Raw genomic sequence first — 20,774 nt, forward strand, 5'->3', positions numbered from 1 at the left:
TTGAATAATAACAGGGTAATATTCGTTTTTCTTTTTTTATGCATTGCTTGCGTTTCATTTGCTCAAAATGCTCATGTTAAAGGTGTTATTTTAGATGATCAAAAACGTCCCGTTGGTGATGTAAATATTACCTCACTAGGAAATACAACACAATCAGATTCAAATGGTTTTTTTGAAATCGATGTTCCTTCGAACAAAAAGACATCTTTGATTTTTACTCACATTTCTTTAAAAATGATGAGTTTGACGGTGAGTTTAAAACCAAACGAAATTTTTGTTTTTAATCCCGTAATGAGTAATTCTGAGGAGCAAATGGGCGAAGTTTTTGTTTCTTCCAAAAATAAAAAACGAGTTCAGGGAATTGCAACCATAGATGTCGCAACGATTAAGAAGATTCCTGGAGCAAATGCCGGAATCGAAAACATTCTTAAAACATTACCTGGCGTAAATTCTAATAATGAATTAAGTACACAATATGCGGTTCGTGGTGGAAATTACGACGAGAATTTAGTTTATGTAAATGAAATCGAAGTGTATCGTCCGTTTTTAATTCGTTCTGGTCAGCAGGAAGGATTGAGTTTTACTAATACTGATCTGGTTCAGAATGTTGATTTTTCGGCTGGAGGATTTCAGGCTAAATTTGGAGATAAATTATCCTCCGTTTTAGATATTACATATAGAAAACCAACTCAGTTTGGAGCTTCTTTAGAAGCAAGCTTACTTGGAGGAAGTATGTCTGTTGATGCTGTTTCTAAAAACAAAAAATGGTCAGCAGTGACTGGAGTTCGTTATCGAAATAATAGTTTGCTTGTAAATAGTCAGGATACAGAAACTAATTATACTCCAACTTTTGTTGATATTCAAACGAATATAAATTATGATATTTCTCAAAAATGGCAAATTAGTTTTTTAGGGAACATTTCAGAAAATAAATATTTGTATCAGCCATTAACGCGTGAGACAAAATTTGGAACAATCGATCAGCCAATGACTCTTTCGGTATATTATGATGGGCAGGAGAGGGATAAATACGATACTTATTTTGGTGCTTTGAAAACAACTTATAAAGTTTCGCCAAGTTTTACGCTAAAACTTATAGGTTCATTATTTCATACGACAGAGCAAGAACATTTTGATATTCTGGCGCAATATCGTCTTGGAAATGTTGGAGAAGAAGATACATCCCAAGTTGATTTTACAAAAGGAATTGGTTCACAATTAAGTCATGCGCGTAACGATTTGGATGCTTTAATTGCAAATGCCGAAGTTAAAGGATTTAAAGAATGGTTAAATGATAGTCAGTTAGAATTTGGACTTAAGTATACCAGAGAATCTATAAGAGACAGAGTTGTAGAATGGGAAGCCATCGATTCGGCTGGGTTTTCTATAAATCCGCCACTAGTTATTTTACCTAAAAATAATGAGCCTTATCAGCCTTATATAGGGCCATTATTGCCTTATCAGGATGTGCGTGCAACAAATTATAATACTATAAACAGATTTTCGGGATATGCACAATACAATAAAAAGTCCGAAATAGGATCGAGTCAGATTTGGTATAATTTAGGAGCACGTTTCCAGAGTTGGAACGTTTCCGGAGCAGCTGTTGAAGGAAAAAATCAAATCGTTTTTAGTCCGCGAGCACAATTTGCCATAAAACCGGATTGGGATATGGATATGGTTTTCAGACTTTCAGGAGGATTATATTATCAACCGCCTTTTTACAGAGAACTTCGAGATTTGGAAGGTGTTGTGAACCCAAATGTGAAAGCGCAGGAATCTGTTCATATTGTTTTGAGTAATGATTATAATTTCAAAATGTGGAATCGCCCTTTTAAATGGGTGACGGAACTTTATTATAAATCACTTTCAGATGTAAATGTGTATTCGATCGATAATGTCCGAATTCGTTATGTTGCCAATAATAATGCGATAGCGTATGCACAAGGTCTTGATTTTAGATTGAATGGGGAATTTGTGCCGGGAACAGAATCATGGATTAGTTTTGGTTATTTGAAAACCGAAGAAAACTATGAAGGAAAGGGATATATTGCAAGACCTACAGATCAGCGTTTGAAATTTGCGATGTTGTTTCAGGATTATATGCCAAATATCCCGAGTGTAAAATTATACCTGAATTTAGTTTATAATACTGGTTTACCAGGAGGAGCGCCGGCATATTCAGATCCATATTTGTATCAAAACAGATTGAACGATTATCGTAGAGTGGATATTGGTTTTGCCAAAGTTTTTGTAGATAGCAGTACTAAGGTGGCTAAATCAAACTGGTTAAAAAACTTCAAAGAATTGTCTGTTGGATTGGAGATTTTTAATCTTTTCAACAATCAAAACGCAATTACAAATACTTGGGTTCGCGATGTATATTCTAAAAATCAATATGCGATTCCAAATTATATGACTTCGAGAGTTTTCAATATAAAATTGAATGCGAGATTATGATAGAAAAACGTGAAAAAAGGAAGAAGATTTTTTACGTTCCGGGAATGATTTCGTTGGTTTTTATTCCTTTGTTTTGTTTTTATCATTTTTATAAAGTGGATGCTTTTAAGGTATATAGTGGAATAGAATTAGGTTTGCCTTATGAAGATGTTTTTGAAAAATACAAATTTTCTACCTTAAGGGAATATAAAGTATTTGAGTTTAACGGAAGTGAGTTAGATGGAACTAAAGATTTGAATCAAATGAAGCTTTATCTTAGAATGCTAAGAACTAATAAGGATACAATAAATGGAGTTAAAATTCATTTTGGCTCACAAACATATTATGAAACATTTATTCGAACTATTGATATTATAGCAGAAGAGGAGGCTCCAACTTGGATCATAAATAATAATGATATTTATATTTTAGGAAGTAGTAATACTTTTAAGAAAGTTAAAGACACTATTGAGTATCATACAATGGATTGTGGTACGGGAGAATTAATGGCAAAACAAAGACGTTGGGAATTAGAAAATAAAAGAGAAGAGGAAGAAAAAGCCTTTCAAATATCATTTTTTCAAAACAAATGGAAAATTCTATCGTTAGGTTATCTAGGACTTGTGTTTCTCAACATATTTGCTCTGGTAAAATTCAATAAAAGTAGATAATACAATCAAAAATACTATATTTGATATTCTAATATAATTTGCAGACATGAAAAATTCCTTAAAATATATAGCCTTAGCAATCATCGGAACATTAGTGAGTTGTAAAGATGAAGTTCAGAAACCAAAAGTAATTTATGATGCTGCAAGTAAAGGAAGTATCGTAACAAAATCGGATTCAACGCAAATAGAAGTAGCTGATTTACCTATTCAGATGGAGGGAACGAATTATTTAATTCATCCGGTTGGAGATTTACGCGTTTTTGAAAGAGGAACAAAAGCACGTTATGGATCTTCGAGTGTAAATGATGTGAGTTTTACAATTTCAAATTTAGGAGAATATGAAATTACAGGTTATTTACAGAACTTGAAATTTCAAAAAGTAGATTCAGATTCTATTCGTCCATTATCTGATAAGCCGGTTTTAATTTTAACCGCGACTTATTTAAAGACAGTAGCTGATAGAACTCAGAATAAAGTTATGGTATATACTTTAACTGATTCTGATACTAACAAAGACGGGAAAATTGATACTGGAGATATTAAAACATTGTACTTAAGTAATATTAGTGGAGAGAATTTTACCAAAGTCTCAGAAGATCTTCAGGAGCTAGTAGATTGGAGTTTAATTGAATCTAAAAATCGTCTATACTTTAGAACAATTGAAGACACAAATCAAAACGGACAATTCGATAAAAATGATGTTTTGCATTATAATTACATTGATTTAGCTTCTAAAAAATGGGAAGTTAAGAGCTATAAACCGATCTAGATTTTAGATTGAAAAATTAGAATTTAGTTGTGAAAAAAGCCAAGAAATTAAATTATTTAATTTCTTGGCTTTTTTTGTTAATTGACGAATTAAAATAAGAAACTTTTACAATTCCGAAGGAATTGAAGAAAAGAGCCGTAGGTTCGGCGAATTTTGCAGAGCTGGACTTCAGTCCAGTTTACAATGTTTAATTTGTGAATTTGCGGCAAAAAAATCTAAATCAAAATATCACTTTCCAGGTCAGATTTTTCGATTTCGATTCCAAAACCTAAGCGATCTACTAAATCAATTACGAGTTTTTTATACCAGTTTTCTGATTTTGGATGAATGTATATCTTTTCAATTAGCTGATTAATATCAACATTGATTTTTAATCCGTCATTCAGTTTGATAGTACTTTTTGAAGTGTCTGTAATAATACGAACTTCACGTTCATACTGAAAACTTTTTCGCTTGAAGAGAAACGGGAAAAACAAATCATCAAACGGAATATATTCTTTTTTGTAGTCGATATAATTGACTTCGCCTATGTATTGGTCAAAATTATTCTCAGGCTTTAATGCTTTTTGTAATCTTCCAATTGTAGACTGAATTGCTAATCCTTCACTATTTTGTGTAAAAATTTGCCACATCGCAAAAGATTCGTATTCGTTAATATGCCAGCTGCTCACAGCAACTTGTTCTCTGTGGGTTTTGTAATAATTTAAAAAGTCAGGATTGTCCGTGGCTAATTTTTTAATCTCTTCAAAAGTCGGTTCGCTAAAAGTGCCTTCGTACTGATCTTCAAATTTATCAGAACGCGACATAAAAAGCTTCTTAGAAAGTAATAAATCCAGAAACTTAGACAGGTCTAAGTACTTCCAAACAACTGTATCTGGATCCTCAGGAAGTTTTATGGTCGGATTATTACGATACATCTTTTACAGATTTAGGGTTTATTCTAAAAAAAAGGCCACAGATTACAGTGATTAAAAGGGTTTATTTCATTGTTTAAAAAAAGAACCTATGCTAATCTGTGTAATCTGTGGCTAAAAGTATATTCTTTTATTTACGATTCAAAAGATTGCATCGTTACCAATTTGTTATAAGTGCCGTTATGTGCAATTAATTCATCGTGAGTTCCTTGTTCAACGATTTTTCCTTTTTGCATCACAACAATTACATCTGCTTTTTGAATTGTTGAAAGTCTGTGAGCGATCACAATCGAAGTTCTGTTTTGCATCATATTCTCAAGAGCAACCTGAACAAATTTCTCGCTTTCTGTGTCCAATGCCGATGTTGCTTCATCCAAAATCATAATAGGAGGATTCTTCAATACTGCACGTGCAATCGATAAACGTTGTTTTTGACCACCCGAAAGTTTATTTCCGCTGTCACCAATATTAGTATAGATTCCTAAAGGTAATTCGCTTACAAATTCATAAGCATTAGCTATTTTTAAAGCATCAATAATTTCATCGTCTGTAGCATCTAATTTTCCTAAAGAGATGTTGGCTTTAATTGTATCATTAAATAAAATACTGTCTTGCGTAACCAATCCCATTAGGCTTCGAAGCGATTGCAGATTCATGTCTTTGATGTTGATTCCGTCAATCGAAATTGTTCCGTCATTCACATCATAAAAACGGGTCAATAAGTTTGCGATCGTACTTTTTCCACTTCCGGATTGCCCCACAAGCGCCACAGTTTGACCTTTTTTAATTTGAAGAGAAAAGTCTTTTAAAACCGTTTCATCTTCATACTTAAAGTTAATATTCTGAATGGTTATATTGTTGTCAAAAGTTGTTTTTTCGATCGCGTCAGGTTTTGAAACAATTGGGTTTTCCTGATCTAAAATTTCAAGAACACGTTCAGCAGCAGCATTCCCTCTTTTTACTCCATAAGAAGCTTTAGAAATCGCTTTTGCAGGTGTCAGGATATTATAAGCCAATCCCATATACGCAATAAATGAAGGTCCGCTTAGAGTCTTGTCAATCAAAACCATTTGTCCTCCATACCATAATAAAATTGCAATAACAGTAATTCCCATAAATTCACTTGCAGGAGAAGCTAAATTCTGGCGATTACCAATGCTGTTAGATAGGTTAAAAAAACGTTCAGTTGAGTTTTGAAAAACTGTATTAAAATAGTTTTCAGAATTATATCCTTTTACAACTTTCAATCCGCCGATAGTTTCTTCAATAGTAGATAAAAAAGTACCTTGTTCTTGCTGTGCTTTAGTTGATTGTTTTTTAAGTTGTTTTCCAATTAAAGAAATGATATAACCTGATACCGGAATAAAAATAAAAACAAATAGCGTTAGTTTGGTGCTAATGATTAGCATTGTTGTTATAGTAAAAACTATGGTTAATGGTTCTTTTACAATAAGTTCCAATATGGCTAAAAATGAGTTTTGAACCTCATTTACATCAGCAGAAATTCTCGAGATAACATCACCTTTTCTTTTCTCAGAATAAAATGCCAAAGGAAGTTCCAGTGTTTTTTTATACAGCGCATTTCGCATATCTTTTAAAACACCGTTTCGTAAAAAAGTGATAAAAAACATAGCTAAATAATCTGCTAAGTTTTTTAATAAAAAGATCGAAATTATAATTGCTACCATTATCGACAAAATGTATCCGGGATCATGATTGCCTTTTGTCGTGGTGATATAATAGCTTAAATAATCTTCACCATATTGCTGGAGTTTTAAGATCCCTTGATATACTGGTTTTACTTTTCTTGCCTTTGTCTGATCAAATAATACCTGAAGCATTGGTATTAAAGCAACAAAAGAAAGTGTGCTAAAAAGCGCATACAAAACATTGAAAAAAATGTTTAGAAACGCATATTTTTTATACGGATATATAAAAGGAACTATTTTTTTGATATTACTCATTTATTTATAGATGTTATTTTCTGCTATAGCAATGGCTCTTTCCAGTTTTTCTAGCAATAATTTTTTTTCGGGTAATTGGGTTAAATAAGCTGAGACTTTAATTTGCTCATCATTATCCAGCATCAAATAATTGATTTGTTCAGGAGATTTTTCACTGCACAAAATTAATCCAATTGGTTTGTTTTCGCCTTCTTTTTGTTCGTTTTTCTCGAGCCAACGTAGATATAATTCCATTTGACCTTTGTAACCGGCTTTAAATTTTCCTAATTTTAAGTCAATAGCAACTAATCGGCGTAGGCCACGATGGTAAAAAAGCAGATCGATGTAGAAATCTTCGTCATCAATTGTAATTCTTTTTTGACGCGCAAGAAAAGCAAATTCACTGCCCATTTCAGTAATGAAATTTTGCAGTTGAGCTAAGATAGAACTCTCTAAATCCTTTTCGGAATAACTATCATGCAATCCTAAAAAGTCTAAGAAATAAGGATCTCGAAAAGTTAAATCAGGACTTATTTGTTTATCGTTTTTTAATGATGCTAAATCATTAATAATGGTTTGTTCGGGTTTTTTACTGATAGCAGTTCTTTCATAAAGCATACTGTCAATGCGTTCTTGCAAAGTTCTGACACTCCATCTTTCGTGAACACTCATCTGGATGTAAAACTCTCTTTTAATATTGTTTTCAATATAAATTAGAGTTCTAATATGAGACCAACTCAATTGTGCACACACTGTGTGCACAATTGTAAGATCTTGAATTATAGTGTTTAACTTGATGAAACTGTGTAGGTTTCTTTTGTTAAAACCAGTTCCATATCTGCTAGAAAGCTCTATACTTAAATTTTTAATCAGTTTTTTTCCATAATCAGCTCGGTCGTTTTTAAGAATCTCCTCATTAATGGTTTTTCCAATTTTCCAATACAGCAAAGTTAATTCCTGATTAACCGTTTTGGCAACAAAATGACGAGTCCGATCTATTAATCCAATAATTGAATCTAATAGTTCAGGTTGATCGTTAGTGTCAATTTTGTCACTCATTATTTTTATTTCAATTGCATTCCTGCAATAATGCTTTGAATTTTTTCGTCTAAGAAACTTTCTGCGGCGTCAAAATTTTCAACAGAATCTAATTCTGCATTTACACTAATATAGAATTTAATTTTTGGTTCCGTTCCACTTGGTCTTGCGCAAATTTTAGAACCATCTTCAGTATAATAAATCAACACATTCGATTTCGGAATGTCCATCGTAGATTCTTCGCCAGTCAATAAATTTAATGCGATAGAAGATTGGTAATCCTCAACCATAATCACGCGTTGTCCGCTGATTTTTTTCAAAGGATTTTCACGTAAATCAATCATCATCTGATTGATTTCCTGCAAACCTTCCATTCCTTTTTTAGTCAAAGAAACCAAGTATTCTTTGTAGAAGCCATTTTCAACATAAAGTTGTAAAAGTTCTTTATAAACACTGCTTCCGGCAGCTTTTGCCTGAGCAGCAACTTCACATATTAATAAGGTAGCCGCAACAGCATCTTTGTCTCTCACAGCGTCGCCAACCATAAAACCAAAGCTTTCTTCACCACCTCCAATAAATTCAAGCTCAGGGAAATCTTTAATCATTTTGGCAATCCATTTAAAGCCGGTCAAACCAACTTTGCATTCTACACCATAGGTAGTTGCTAATTCCATCATCATTGGCGTAGAAACGATTGTAGAGCCCACGAATTGTTTTCCATTAATTTTACCTGCTTTTTTCCATTGTTTCAATAAGAAAGAAGTCATTAATATCATGGTTTGATTTCCGTTAAGCAAAATCATTTTGCCGTCGTTATTTCTAACTGCAACACCAAGACGATCACAATCAGGATCAGTTCCAACAACGATATCTGAGTTCGTTTTATCTGCCAATGCCAAAGCCATTGTCAGAGCTTCAGGCTCTTCTGGATTTGGAGATTTTACCGTTGGGAAATTCCCGTCAGGAATTGCTTGTTCCGGTACAATATGTACGTTTTTGTAACCTGCTTGTGATAAAGTATCAGGAACAGATTTTATAGAAGTTCCGTGCAGCGAGGTAAAAACAATCTGTAAATTGTCTTTGGCGGCAGCGAGAGTATTAAAACTTGCGTTTTCGATAGATGATTTTACAAAAGCTTTATCAATTTCGGTATCGATATATTGAATCAGGCTTTCGTTTGCATTGAATTTTATTTTGTCGTAACCCAAATTTTCGATCACGTTGATAATTGCAGCATCTTGTGGAGGAACGATTTGTCCGCCATCTTCCCAGTATACTTTATATCCGTTATATTCCGGCGGATTATGAGAAGCAGTTAATACAATTCCGCATTGGCAGCCTAAATATTTAAGCGCAAAAGATAATTCCGGAGTTGGACGCAAATCCGAGAATAAATAAACATGGATTCCGTTTGCAGAGAAAACATCGGCAACAACTTTTGCCAATGTATTACTATTGTGACGGCAATCGTAAGCAATAACAACTTTTAAAGGTTGATTTGGAAAAACTTCATGCATGTAATCAGACAATCCTTGTGTGTTTTTTCCAAGCGTATATTTGTTGATTCTATTATTACCAACGCCCATAACACCGCGCATTCCGCCAGTTCCAAATTCCAAATTTTTATAAAAACTTTCTTCAAGTTCTTTAGGTGAAGTTGTTATTAATTCCTTAACCGCCGCTTGTGTTTCGTTGTCAAATGTAGGAGTTAACCATTCGTTTACAGCATTCAAAATATTAGGTGCTATATTCATCATTCGTATCTTTTTATATTTAAATAATAATAATTTTCAGGAGCTATTTCCTGCTATCATTCCAATCTTTTTTATCCGCCGCGGCGAATAAAAAAGGATTTTCCCTTCTATCAGGGCTAGGGCTTTATGTTAAAAATTAACCTCTCGGGCAACTTTATAACGAGCTTCGTTACTTTTAGTTCTCAAAATAATCTCTCCCAGAAAGCCTGCTAAGAATAATTGAGTTCCTAAAATCATAGTTGTTAAAGCAATAAAAAACCAAGGATTACTGGTTATTAAGCTATATTTCATTCCATTATACATATGGTATAATTTTGAAACTCCAATATAACCCGCCAATAAAAAACCGATAATAAACATTAAAGAACCCATTGCTCCAAACAAGTGCATTGGTCTTTTTCCGAATCTTGATAAAAACCAAATCGTAATCAAATCGAGGAAACCGTTTATAAAACGTTCCATTCCAAATTTGGTTTCACCATATTTACGAGCTTGGTGAATTACTACTTTTTCTCCAATTTTATTAAAACCGGCATTTTTTGCCAAAACCGGAATGTATCGGTGCATTTCGCCCGAAACTTCAATGTTTTTAACAACTGTATTTTTATATGCTTTTAATCCGCAGTTAAAATCATTTAATTCAACGCCCGAAGTTTTTCTGGCAGCCCAATTAAATAGTTTTGAAGGAAGATTTTTTGCCACAACTGAGTCGTAACGTTTCTTTTTCCATCCAGAAACCAAATCAAATTTCTGAGCCGTAATCATTTCGTATAATCCTGGAATTTCATCCGGGCTATCTTGCAAATCGGCATCCATAGTAATAATCACATCACCTTTTGCTTTTGCAAAACCAGCGTGTAAAGCTTGCGATTTTCCAAAGTTCTTCATGAAGCGAATTCCTTTTACATTTGGATTTTCGTTCGAAAAACTTTCAATAATATTCCAAGAATCATCCGTACTGCCATCATCTACAAAAATGATTTCATAAGAGTAATTATTAGATTGCATCACTTTAATAATCCACGTGTAGAGTTCTTTCAGTGATTCCTCCTCGTTTAGAAGCGGTATAAGTATAGATAAATTCATTTATAATTTTTATTCTTGTGTAGATTTGCTTTTAAAAAATGCTGCGAAAATTAAACCAAAAACAGAACTGATTACGATTGCAAAAGCAGATCCCTTTAATAGTTCAAATGTTGAATACGGATTGTTTAATTTCATTTTTGCAATAGTTTCATTGATAACCGATGCCGGAGATCCAAATTTTTGCATCATTTCAACGGTGTATTTAATCACTAATTCGTGCACAGTTTCTTTTGCAGCCGGATCAATAACGTTAAATAGAATAATATTAAAAAAAGTAGAAATCAGAATTCCAATTACAGCAGCAATAAAATAAGTAGTAAAGGCATCTTTAAAAGGAAAAACTCCCTTTAAATCTTTCTTGGTTTTAGAAAGTAAAAGGATGCTAATAGTCAGACTTATAGCTATTCCAACAAGTCCAACCCACCATGCAGTGAATAAATGTAGATCAACCGCATATATAGTTGCAGTAATTAATGCAGATGCAATTCCAATCATTACACCATAAGTAATACCATTCTTTTTTATAACTTCATTGATCATATTTCTATATGTTTAAAATTAATCCACAAATATAGCAATTCCCAATATAATGAGAGGTAAAAAAAGCTTTTTGAATTTAACTAAAAAAAAGTGAGTTAAAGATTTGTATATTAAAAAAGAATTGTAAATTTGCAGACTCAAAATAATTAAAATTTTAAACAAAAAAGAGTATACTTTGTTTACACCTTTTTCTAACCATGGAAAAGCTTCAAAATAAAAATGCTCTAAACAATAAATAAAAGAAAAAGATGAAAAAAGGAATTCACCCAGAAAATTACAGATTAGTTGCATTTAAAGACATGTCAAATGATGACGTTTTTATCACTAAATCTACTGCAGATACAAAAGAAACAATTGAAGTTGACGGAGTTGAGTATCCAGTTGTAAAAATGGAGATTTCTAGAACATCTCACCCTTTTTATACTGGTAAATCTAAACTTATCGATACTGCAGGACGTATTGACAAGTTCAAAACTAAATATGCAAAACACGTTAAAAACTAATAACTGTTTTTATTTATACAAAAGCCTTCCAATCGGAAGGCTTTTTTTATGGAGTTGTAAAATTTAACCGTAAAGTTCACAAAGTTTTTTATCTAAGTTTGTGCTTAGTAAACGCAAAGTTCGCAAAGCTTGTGAATAATGACTTTGCGAGCTTTGCGTAAAACCTTTGCGCACTTTGCGGTTAAATGATTATTAATATAAAAAACGTATTAACTAAAAAAGCAACTATTTTCTTATTTTGAATAAGCGTACTTTTAATCAAACCCATAAAATATTTGTAACTTTGAGCTCGATAACCAAATCGAGATTTTAACAAGTACCAAATTTTTTATTTATGAATTACATTCTTTTTGACGGTCCCGTCCGGAATGCTTTATTGCCTTTTACCTTCACAAGACCTGTTGCTGATATCTTAATTGGAATCATGACGATTCGTCAAAAATGGGAAGCGCGCTTAGGTTCTACTATAACTACAATTACTGAAGATTATTTATCTGCTAAATTTCCTATGGTGGAAATGGAAGAAAATGTAATGATAAATGCTGCTTATTTACCAAATGATACGTTGGCAGAATTGATTTCTGATTTAAAAGAAAATCAAGCCATTTTTAAAGGTGATGATGTAATCGCTTTTTTTACAACAGAAAATCAGGAAGAAGTAGATTTTGATTCGTACGAAATCATTCAATATAATGACGAAAGCTTAACAGTTGAACATACCTGGGATATATTCTCTAAAAATGATGCGGCAATTCGTGAAGACTTCGCTTATTTAACCGAAGATAGAAAATCGCAGCCAATTCCGAAAAGTGTAAACGTCATTGCGCCCGAAAATATATTTATTGAGGAGGGTGCAAAACTGGAGTTTGTTACTTTAAATGCTTCAAATGGTCCTATATATATAGGTAAGAATTCCGAAATTATGGAAGGAACCGTAATTCGTGGCCCTTTTGCTTTATGCGAAAATGCTCAAGTAAAACTAAATGCCAAAGTTTATGGAGCAACAACTGTTGGTCCCGGATCAAGAATTGGGGGAGAAGTTAAAAATTCTGTTCTTTTTGCAAATTCGAACAAAGGGCATGATGGATTTTTAGGAGATTCTGTTTTAGGCGAATGGTGTAATATTGGAGCGGACAGTAACAATTCGAACCTGAAAAATAACTATGAAGAAGTTAAATTATGGAGTTACGAAACCGAAGGTTTTGCTAAAACAGGACTTCAGTTTTGTGGTTTGATGATGGGAGATCATAGTAAATGCGGAATCAACACTATGTTTAATACCGGAACTGTAGTTGGAGTGAGCGCTAATATTTTTGGAAGCGGTTTTCCTCGTAATTTTGTTCCTAGTTTTTCTTGGGGAGGAGCAGCTGGTTTTACAACTTATGTAACCAAAAAAGCTTTTGAAACAGCAAAATTAGTAATGGGAAGACGAAACATAGATTTCGACGAAACTGAATCTGCAATATTAGAACATATTTTTGAAGAAACTAAAAAGTGGAGAAAAGATTAATTAAATTAGATAATTAGTCAATTTGATAATTCGAAAATTAAGAAACCCGACAGATTTTTAAAGATCTGTCGGGTTTTGTTGTATTAATTATCAATTCTAAGGAAATTTCCTTGTGTATCAAATACCAATTCTACATCATTAGATAACTCTACATCTGTATATGTTTTTTCATTGTCAATTTGTGTGATAAACAAATTAGGATAGTTTGCAGTTACATAAGTAGCAATCTTTGCAGGAATTAAAGCGTTTGGTATTGCCAGGGTTCCTCCGTCAATTTCTGTCCAGTTTCCATTAATATCAAAATCAATTTCGAAGCCGTTTGAAAGTGAAACATCATAAATAGTTCCGTTTGTACTTGCACTATTTTTTTTCTCCACTAATCTAATTGTTGCTGCGGGAAAATGTGTGCTAATTAGCGTTTTTGCCGCTGCTGGCAGTGTACTTGAATTAACTACAACTTCATTATGATTGTCTCCGTCTTTATCAATTCGTACAAAATCCCCTCCTGATGTAAAAACCAGATCTAATCCGTTAGAAAGTTCTACATCATATTTAGTTTTCTCGTTTTCAATTTGTACAATAAATAAATTAGGGTAATTGGCAGCTATATAAGTATTGATTTTTTCGGGTATCAAACTAGTTGGAATAGCTTGAGTTCCTCCATCAATTTCTGTCCAGTTTCCGTTAGCATCAAAATCAATTTCAAAACCGTTTGCCAGCGAAACATCATACACAGTGCCATTTACACTAGGAGTTTTTAATTTTGTTGCCGATTTATATATCGCATCAGGAAAGTAAGTTTCTGTAAATGTTTTTGCCGTAGATGGCAGAGTTGTTGGTTCGATTGCAGTTTTATCAGTAGTTGCAACATTATCATTGCTGTCGCAAGAAGTTGCAGAAAGTAAAATAGATAAAGCCATAAAACTTGTTAAGAATGTTTTTTTCATGATCTGAATATTTAAAATTTAAGTTTTTTATTATAGTGCAATATTATAATGTGAATCTGGAAACAATTAGGAATTTTCTTATTTTTTATAAATTTATTATAAAAAAGCTCCAATTTAAAATATCGGAGCTTATGGTATTTAATATTTAGTTTTTAATGATCTATTCTTAGGAAATTTCCCTGAGTGTCAAATATCAATTCAAGGTTACTGGAAAGTTCTATTTCTATATATGTTCTTTCGTTATCGATTGCTGTTACAAACTGATTGGGATAGTTTGTCGTTACATAAGTATTGATTTTTTCCGGAATCAAATCAGTTGGAATCGCTTGATGATTTCCATCAATATCAATCCAGTTTCCGTTGAGATCAAAATCAATTTCAAAACCATTAGTTAGATAAACATCATAAATTGAACCATCATGATCAGCTTTGTTTTGCTTTTTTATTGTCTGATATGTTGCATTAGGAAAATAGGTCGTAACAAAAATGTCTACTGGTTTTGGTAAATCTGCGGCACTAATTATTCGTTCGTGATCATCATCACTATTGCAAGATGTTGCTGTGAATAAAAGCGATAAAGTAATAAAGCCTGTTAAAATTATTTTTTTCATGATTGTCGTAATTTGATAAATGATTGTTTTAATTGTCAATTCTTAAAAAACTGCCTTTAGAGTTAAATTCCAGTTCTAGTCCATTGTTTATGTCTACTTCATAACCTCTATAATCTTTAGTGATTTTGGTTACTGCTGTATTAGCAAAATTTGTTTTTATATATGAAGCAATTGCTTTAGGAACTATCGCAGTGGGAATTGAAGTGTGGTTTCCGTCAACTTCTTCCCAATTTCCTTTTGCATCAAATTCTACTTCAATGTTATTTGAAAATTGAACTTTATAATCTGTCGAGAAAGTTTCTTTATCCTTAATAATATGTGATGGTTCCTGTCCTGCAAAATGAGTTTTTAGAAAAGTTTGAGCAGGAACAGGCAGAGCAGTTTTTGTTATAACAGTTTTTTGAGCATTTGCAGAGAATGTTAATCCTACAAGTAGACATGTTGCTAATTTTAATTTCGTTTTCATAATTATAAGTTTTTAATTTGATACAAACCTATAACCTGAATTAGGAAACAATTAGGAAAACATAATAAAAAGACTACTTTTTTGGAAAATTGATTTTGAAGGTATGTTTTTCATTAAATAAATATTCAATCGTAATCGAATAATTTGCAATAATAGATTTTACAAGAGGAAGACCTAAGCCGGTAGATTCGTTTGTTGTAGTACGACGGTAAAACCTATTGAAGATTAGTTCTGAATTTAATGGAGAATTACTTCCGCTATTAGAAATTGAAATATCACTTTTGTTGATTGTGAAATTCACAAAACCTTGAGGATGATTATGGATTAAAGCATTTTTTAATAAATTGCTGATTAATGCAATTGCCAATCCTTTATTCATAGAAAAATGTAAAGTATCATTTTCGATTATAGTAATTTTTACTTTTTTAAAATCAGCTAGATCAGAGTAATCTTCGGTTAAAATAGAGCTAAGTTTATTAAAGTTGATATCTTCTTCTTCAGGATATTGTTGGTTTTCGATTTTTGACAACATTAACAGCGATTTGTTTAAACGTGTTAATCTGTTTAAGGTGTCGGTTATCTTTCCAATTTCCATCATTTGTTCTTCAGAGAGGGTTGCGTTTTCTGCAAATAACTCTAATTTATTGATGCTTATTGCCAGTGGAGTTTGTAATTCGTGTGATGCGTTTTCGATAAATTGTTTCTGACTTGAATAGATCGTTTCATTACGGTTTAGCATGGTTTCTACTTCATTTGCTAAAACATTAAACTCATCAATAGGGGAGTTAATAGGTTTTAATTTACTGCCGGTTCCAAGTTTTATTTCTTTAATATTTTCCAAAATGGTATGAAACGATTTCCATATTTTCTTTAATAACAAATGGTTTACTACCAGTATGGTAATTACCAGCATAATATATAAAACAATTAAAGACAGGAACAAATCTGCCAAAAGATCATCTTCTTCAACTATTGAAGCTTTTATAATGAGCTCATAAGGGTTTCCGTTATCATCATTAAAAATTGTTTTTAATACCCGGATAGGTTCATCTTCATTATCATATTCCATAAATTCAGACGAAGTATAAAGTTTATCTTTATGAGAATAATTCCCTTTTGGAAGTGGTTTTATCGTAAACTTATTGATTCCAAATTCTGGAGAGTTCAAGATTTTTTTGTCCGTAAATACATGGCGCATGATCATGATTTTTGAGTTTTTTAAATCATCATCAATATTATCGTGTACTTCGTCCAGAATATGAGCATAAAAAACTCCAGCCCAAATTGGAATGACGAGCAGCAATGTTATTGCCAGATAGCGAAGAGTGTAGTTTTGTAATTTCATTAACTCATTTTGTAACCAATACCATAAACTGCCTGAATGTCAATTTCGGCATTACTATCTTTCAGTTTTTTTCTTAAATTTTTAATCTGCGAATAAACAAAGTCCAGGTTATCGGCCTGATCTGTATGATCGCCCCAAACATACTCGGCAATAGCAGTTTTGTTAATTAGTCTATTTGGATTAATAATAAAGTAGTACAATAGATCAAATTCTTTTCGGTTTAGAATTAGTTCTTTATCGTCTATAGAAACCGTTCTTTGTTCCGGAGAAAGAGTTATGTTTTTCCATACAATCAAATTATCTCCATTATGATTGTTTCTTCGAATTGCTGATTTAATTCGGGCGTGCAATTCAGATAAATGAAAAGGTTTACTCAAATAATCATCAGCACCTAAATTCAAGCCTTCGACTTTGTCATCAACTGCATCTTTAGCAGAAATAATAATAACGGCACTTTGCTTTTTTTGTTTTTTAATTTCCCTAAGTAAATCTAACCCGTTACCATGAGGAAGCATAATATCAATTAAAATGCAATCATAATCATAAGTTCCAAGTTTATCAAATCCTGAAATATAATCGTGTGCTGTTTCAACGATGTATTTCTCTTTTTCAAGCGATTGTTGTATGACTTCACGTAAACCAGCTTCATCTTCTATAATTAAAACTTTCATCCTTTGTCTGTTTTATGTAATTCAAATGTAAGAATACGATTTCAAAGTAAATACAGATTTCTGGAAACATTTGGGAATTTTTCTAATTAGAAAATGTGCCAATTTGATATTGAGATAATGTATTTCTTTGAGATAAGTTTAATTTGAAAAGATAATTAGCTAATACACGCATTATCTAATTATCTAATTGACAAATTGCCACATTTTCTAATTGCCTAATTATCTAATTAATCTATCTTTGCACCACGAAAAAAATGGGTTATCAAATAAACGATGAACCGATAAAACAAATTCACAGAAAGTAATGATTACAGTTAACGATATTTCGGTTCAGTTTGGTGGAACTACATTATTTAGCGATGTTTCTTTTGCTATAAATGAAAATGATAAAATTGCCCTTATGGGTAAAAATGGTGCGGGAAAATCGACACTTTTAAAAATAATTGCAGGTCAGAGCAAACCTTCTACTGGAAGTATTTCTACACCAAAAGATGCTGTTGTGGCTTATTTGCCTCAGCATTTGTTAACTAAAGATGGTTCTACAGTAATGGAAGAAGCATCAAAAGCTTTTGGTGAGATTTTTAAAATGAAAGCTGAAATTGACGAAATCAACGAACAATTAACTGTTCGTACAGATTATGAAAGTGACGCTTATATGAAATTGATCGAAAGAGTTTCTGACTTAAGTGAGAAATATTACGCAATCGAAGAAGTGAACTATGAAGCCGAAGTTGAAAAGATTTTAGTAGGTTTAGGTTTTGAGCGTGAAGATTTTACACGTCAGACTTCTGAGTTTTCAGGAGGATGGAGAATGCGTATCGAATTGGCTAAAATTCTTTTGCAAAAACCGGATTTGATTTTACTGGATGAGCCAACCAATCACATGGATATTGAAAGTATTCAATGGTTAGAAGATTTCTTGATTAATTCAGCGAAAGCGGTTGTGGTAATTTCGCACGATAGAGCATTCGTAGATAATATTACGAATCGTACTATTGAGGTTACAATGGGACGAATTTATGACTATAAAGCTAAATATTCTCATTACTTAGAATTAAGAAAAGATCGTCGTGTACACCAGCAAAAGGCATACGATGAGCAACAAAAAATGATTGCAGATAACAGAGCTTTTATTGATCGTTTTAAAGGAACATTCTCTAAAACTGATGCCGTTCAATCGCGTGTTAAAATGTTGGAGAAATTAGTTATTGTGCAAGTTGATGAAGTAGATAACTCAGCATTGAAATTAAAGTTTCCGCCTGCTGCACGTTCAGGACAATATCCTGTTGTGGTAAAAGAGTTATCTAAAAAATACGGAGATCATGTTGTTTTTAAAGATGCTAATATCGTAATCGAAAGAGGTGAGAAAGTTGCCTTTGTAGGTAAAAATGGTGAAGGAAAATCGACTATGATCAAAGCGATCATGAAAGAAATTGGTATCGATGAAGGAAGTGTTGAAATTGGACACAATTCTCAAATTGGATATTTTGCTCAAAACCAAGCTTCTTTGTTAGATGAAAATGCAACTATTTTTGAAACAATTGATGCAATCGCTGTTGGAGATATTCGTACTCAGATCAAAAATATCCTTGGTGCATTTATGTTTCAGGGTGATGATATTACCAAGAAAGTAAAAGTGCTTTCTGGAGGAGAAAAAACACGTTTGGCAATGATTAAATTATTACTAGAGCCTGTTAACTTATTGATTCTGGATGAGCCTTCTAATCACTTAGACATGAAAACCAAAGATATTATTAAAGATGCTTTGCGAGATTTTGACGGAACTTTAATTTTAGTTTCTCACGATCGTGATTTCCTTGACGGATTAGCAACTAAAGTTTTTGAATTTGGAAACAAACGCGTGAAAGAACACTTTGAAGATGTTGCCGGTTTCCTGGCGCACAAGAAAATGGATTCTATGAGAGAAATCGAAAAGTAATTTTCGAACTTTATAAATCAAAAAGCACAAGTTTATTCTTGTGCTTTTTTTTGTGGTAATTTTTATCTCTGTTACTTGAGAAAAAGGAGGCGGATTTTGTAAGATGGTTTGCTGAAAAATTATGTTTTCAAAAGCTGTTATTTACAAATTTTAAGAATATAACTCTTATGTTGTTTGTTCCTCTATAAAAGAAAAGCTAGAACTAGTTTTGTGTTTTTATTATTTTGTGTTTGAAAAACAGAAAGTTATCTAAAATCATGACAATGTATTAGACTTTGTCTGTTTTTTCATACCTTAGTAAATGTATTTTCAAATTAACTTAAATTTAACATGAAAAAAGTCTTTTTGTTTTTTGCTGTTTTGATGGCTGGAATATTTAGTCAGCCTCTTTTTTCTCAAACGGATAACGAGCCTGTAGCCTTGGGTTTGCCTGGAGATAATCTTAATTTATTTGCTGTATTAGATATTTTTCAAAAATCAAAAACCTTAGAAGATTTTGAAAAAGTATTAAACGAACAAGACAGCAAAGTCAATAATTTAGATTTAAATAATGATGGAGAGATTGATTATATTGAAATAGTAAGTCAAAACGATGGAAATATCCATTCGATTGTTCTTCAGGTTGCTGTTAGTGCCACAGAAAAACAAGATGTTGCAGTTATTGAGGTAGATAAGGATAAAAAGAATAATGTACACGTTCAGATAATAGGGGATGAAGATTTATATGGTAAAAATTATATCGTAGAGCCATCAGATACAGTATCGGGAACGCCTAATCCTGGTTATAAAGGAGATGGGACTGTAATTGTGAATAATAATACAACCAATAATTATAATACAACAAGCCCAAGTTATGTAAGTGTAAGTGTATGGCCAGTTGTGTTGTATTTGTTTTCTCCTGTATATGTAGTGTACAGATCTCCTTGGTATTGGGGATATTATCCTCCATACTGGCGTCCGTGGCGTCCTGTTTACTATCATGATTATTGGGGGTATCATGGGCATTATTACAGAAACTCATATTACCAAAGAACAGCTTCTATTAGAAATCCCAGATATTATAATAATTATGCTAACAGAAGAAATACATCAGTATTAGTTAGGGACAATAGAACTAGTGGACGTTATAATACGACTTATAACGGAAGGGATTATAAGAGGCCAGCTCCTGTAACATCTACAAGACCAACTACGACCAGACCGGTAACACGTCCTACAAATCCGTCGACCAGACCGGGTACAACCAGACCAGTAACCCGTCCGACAAATCCGTCGACGAAACCAGGTACGACCAGACCGACTACACGCCCGACAACTCCAACTAATCCATCAACGCGACCTGCTGTAAAACCAACACAGCCCACAACGCGTCCGGCACAGCCAATAACACGTCCAGTAACTCCAGTGACTCGTCCGGCACAGCCAACAACACGTCCGGTAACTCCGACGACTCGTCCGACACAGCCAACAACACGTCCGGTAACTCCGACTACTCGTCCGACGCAACCAACAACAAGACCTGCTACGCCCCGTCCGGCAACTAACCCTTCGGGAAATAGAAGTACTACTACACCAAGGGCAGGGAGAGCTTCTGGAAATTAGTTTACGTTTTAGGTGCAGGATTAATG

At 32.9% G+C, this 20,774-nt stretch carries 18 protein-coding genes; 7 read left to right on the forward strand and 11 right to left on the reverse strand.

Going from position 1 to position 20,774, the window contains the following annotated elements; genetic code table 11:
* Genes CHB81_RS16260 through CHB81_RS16270 form a run of 3 tightly spaced genes read left to right on the forward strand, consistent with a single transcriptional unit; the run spans position 1 to position 3,879 of the window.
* On the forward strand, positions 1-2,460 hold the full coding sequence (locus tag CHB81_RS16260) for a TonB-dependent receptor plug domain-containing protein (RefSeq protein WP_089352911.1): 2,460 nt from the start codon (positions 1-3) through the stop codon (positions 2,458-2,460).
* Positions 2,457-3,110, forward strand: coding sequence for a hypothetical protein (locus tag CHB81_RS16265; protein WP_089352912.1), 654 nt, complete (start codon positions 2,457-2,459; stop codon positions 3,108-3,110). Before CHB81_RS16260 ends, CHB81_RS16265 begins: the two co-directional genes overlap by 4 nt.
* 46 nt (positions 3,111-3,156) lie before the next feature.
* Positions 3,157-3,879, forward strand: coding sequence for a hypothetical protein (locus tag CHB81_RS16270; protein WP_089352913.1), 723 nt, complete (start codon positions 3,157-3,159; stop codon positions 3,877-3,879).
* A gap of 215 nt (positions 3,880-4,094) precedes the next feature.
* Here the strand turns inward: CHB81_RS16270 and CHB81_RS16275 are convergent, their stop codons facing one another.
* The 6 genes from CHB81_RS16275 to CHB81_RS16300 all read right to left on the reverse strand — a co-directional run bounded on the left by CHB81_RS16275 (position 4,095) and on the right by CHB81_RS16300 (position 11,154).
* Positions 4,095-4,796 carry a DUF2971 domain-containing protein gene (locus CHB81_RS16275; RefSeq protein WP_089352914.1) on the reverse strand — a complete coding sequence of 234 codons (702 nt, stop codon included), beginning with the start codon at positions 4,794-4,796 and terminating at the stop codon, positions 4,095-4,097.
* 131 nt (positions 4,797-4,927) lie between these two features.
* Positions 4,928-6,757 carry an ABC transporter ATP-binding protein gene (locus tag CHB81_RS16280; protein WP_089352915.1) on the reverse strand — a complete coding sequence of 610 codons (1,830 nt, stop codon included), beginning with the start codon at positions 6,755-6,757 and terminating at the stop codon, positions 4,928-4,930.
* Entirely contained in the window at positions 6,758-7,795 is a 1,038-nt protein-coding gene (locus CHB81_RS16285; protein WP_089352916.1) for a YhcG family protein, read from the reverse strand. It lies immediately after the preceding gene.
* A gap of 5 nt (positions 7,796-7,800) precedes the next feature.
* On the reverse strand, positions 7,801-9,528 hold the full coding sequence (locus CHB81_RS16290) for a phospho-sugar mutase (protein ID WP_089352917.1): 1,728 nt from the start codon (positions 9,526-9,528) through the stop codon (positions 7,801-7,803).
* A 129-nt stretch (positions 9,529-9,657) separates the two neighbouring features.
* Positions 9,658-10,614: a glycosyltransferase family 2 protein gene (locus CHB81_RS16295; protein ID WP_089352918.1), complete on the reverse strand. Its 957-nt coding sequence runs from the start codon at positions 10,612-10,614 to the stop codon at positions 9,658-9,660.
* A 9-nt stretch (positions 10,615-10,623) separates the two neighbouring features.
* Positions 10,624-11,154, reverse strand: a complete 531-nt coding sequence (locus CHB81_RS16300; RefSeq protein ID WP_089352919.1) for a DUF4199 domain-containing protein — start codon at positions 11,152-11,154, stop codon at positions 10,624-10,626.
* A 248-nt stretch (positions 11,155-11,402) separates the two neighbouring features.
* Between CHB81_RS16300 and CHB81_RS16310 the strand changes: the two genes are divergently transcribed.
* Together CHB81_RS16310 and CHB81_RS16315 are read left to right on the forward strand one after the other, a co-directional pair.
* Positions 11,403-11,657, forward strand: a complete 255-nt coding sequence (locus CHB81_RS16310) for a type B 50S ribosomal protein L31 (protein WP_041516871.1) — start codon at positions 11,403-11,405, stop codon at positions 11,655-11,657.
* Between the two features lie 334 nt (positions 11,658-11,991).
* Complete coding sequence (locus CHB81_RS16315) at positions 11,992-13,167, forward strand: GlmU family protein (RefSeq protein WP_089352921.1); 1,176 nt, start codon at positions 11,992-11,994, stop codon at positions 13,165-13,167.
* Between the two features lie 83 nt (positions 13,168-13,250).
* Here the strand turns inward: CHB81_RS16315 and CHB81_RS16320 are convergent, their stop codons facing one another.
* From CHB81_RS16320 to CHB81_RS16340, 5 genes are all read right to left on the reverse strand, one after another.
* Positions 13,251-14,114 (reverse strand): PepSY-like domain-containing protein, encoded by an 864-nt coding sequence (locus CHB81_RS16320; protein WP_089352922.1) that lies wholly within the window; start codon positions 14,112-14,114, stop codon positions 13,251-13,253.
* Positions 14,115-14,266: 152 nt separating this feature from the next.
* The gene (locus CHB81_RS16325) at positions 14,267-14,725 is read right to left on the reverse strand and encodes a PepSY-like domain-containing protein (protein WP_141130412.1); all 459 of its coding nucleotides are present in this window, start codon (positions 14,723-14,725) and stop codon (positions 14,267-14,269) included.
* A 28-nt stretch (positions 14,726-14,753) separates the two neighbouring features.
* Positions 14,754-15,191 (reverse strand): PepSY-like domain-containing protein, encoded by a 438-nt coding sequence (locus CHB81_RS16330; protein WP_089352924.1) that lies wholly within the window; start codon positions 15,189-15,191, stop codon positions 14,754-14,756.
* A 73-nt stretch (positions 15,192-15,264) separates the two neighbouring features.
* The gene (locus CHB81_RS16335; protein WP_089352925.1) at positions 15,265-16,536 is read right to left on the reverse strand and encodes a HAMP domain-containing sensor histidine kinase; all 1,272 of its coding nucleotides are present in this window, start codon (positions 16,534-16,536) and stop codon (positions 15,265-15,267) included.
* The gene (locus CHB81_RS16340; protein WP_089352926.1) at positions 16,536-17,207 is read right to left on the reverse strand and encodes a response regulator transcription factor; all 672 of its coding nucleotides are present in this window, start codon (positions 17,205-17,207) and stop codon (positions 16,536-16,538) included. Before CHB81_RS16340 ends, CHB81_RS16335 begins: the two co-directional genes overlap by 1 nt.
* A 304-nt stretch (positions 17,208-17,511) precedes the next feature.
* Here CHB81_RS16340 and CHB81_RS16345 point away from each other — a divergent pair, with 304 nt between their 5' ends.
* Together CHB81_RS16345 and CHB81_RS16350 are read left to right on the forward strand one after the other, a co-directional pair.
* The gene (locus CHB81_RS16345) at positions 17,512-19,146 is read left to right on the forward strand and encodes an ABC-F family ATP-binding cassette domain-containing protein (RefSeq protein WP_089352927.1); all 1,635 of its coding nucleotides are present in this window, start codon (positions 17,512-17,514) and stop codon (positions 19,144-19,146) included.
* A 330-nt stretch (positions 19,147-19,476) separates the two neighbouring features.
* The gene (locus CHB81_RS16350; protein WP_089352928.1) at positions 19,477-20,748 is read left to right on the forward strand and encodes a hypothetical protein; all 1,272 of its coding nucleotides are present in this window, start codon (positions 19,477-19,479) and stop codon (positions 20,746-20,748) included.
* The last annotated feature ends 26 nt before the right edge of the window (positions 20,749-20,774 follow it).

Origin of the sequence: Flavobacterium sp. ov086 (assembly GCF_900187965.1) — a bacterium.
Taxonomy (GTDB): domain Bacteria; phylum Bacteroidota; class Bacteroidia; order Flavobacteriales; family Flavobacteriaceae; genus Flavobacterium.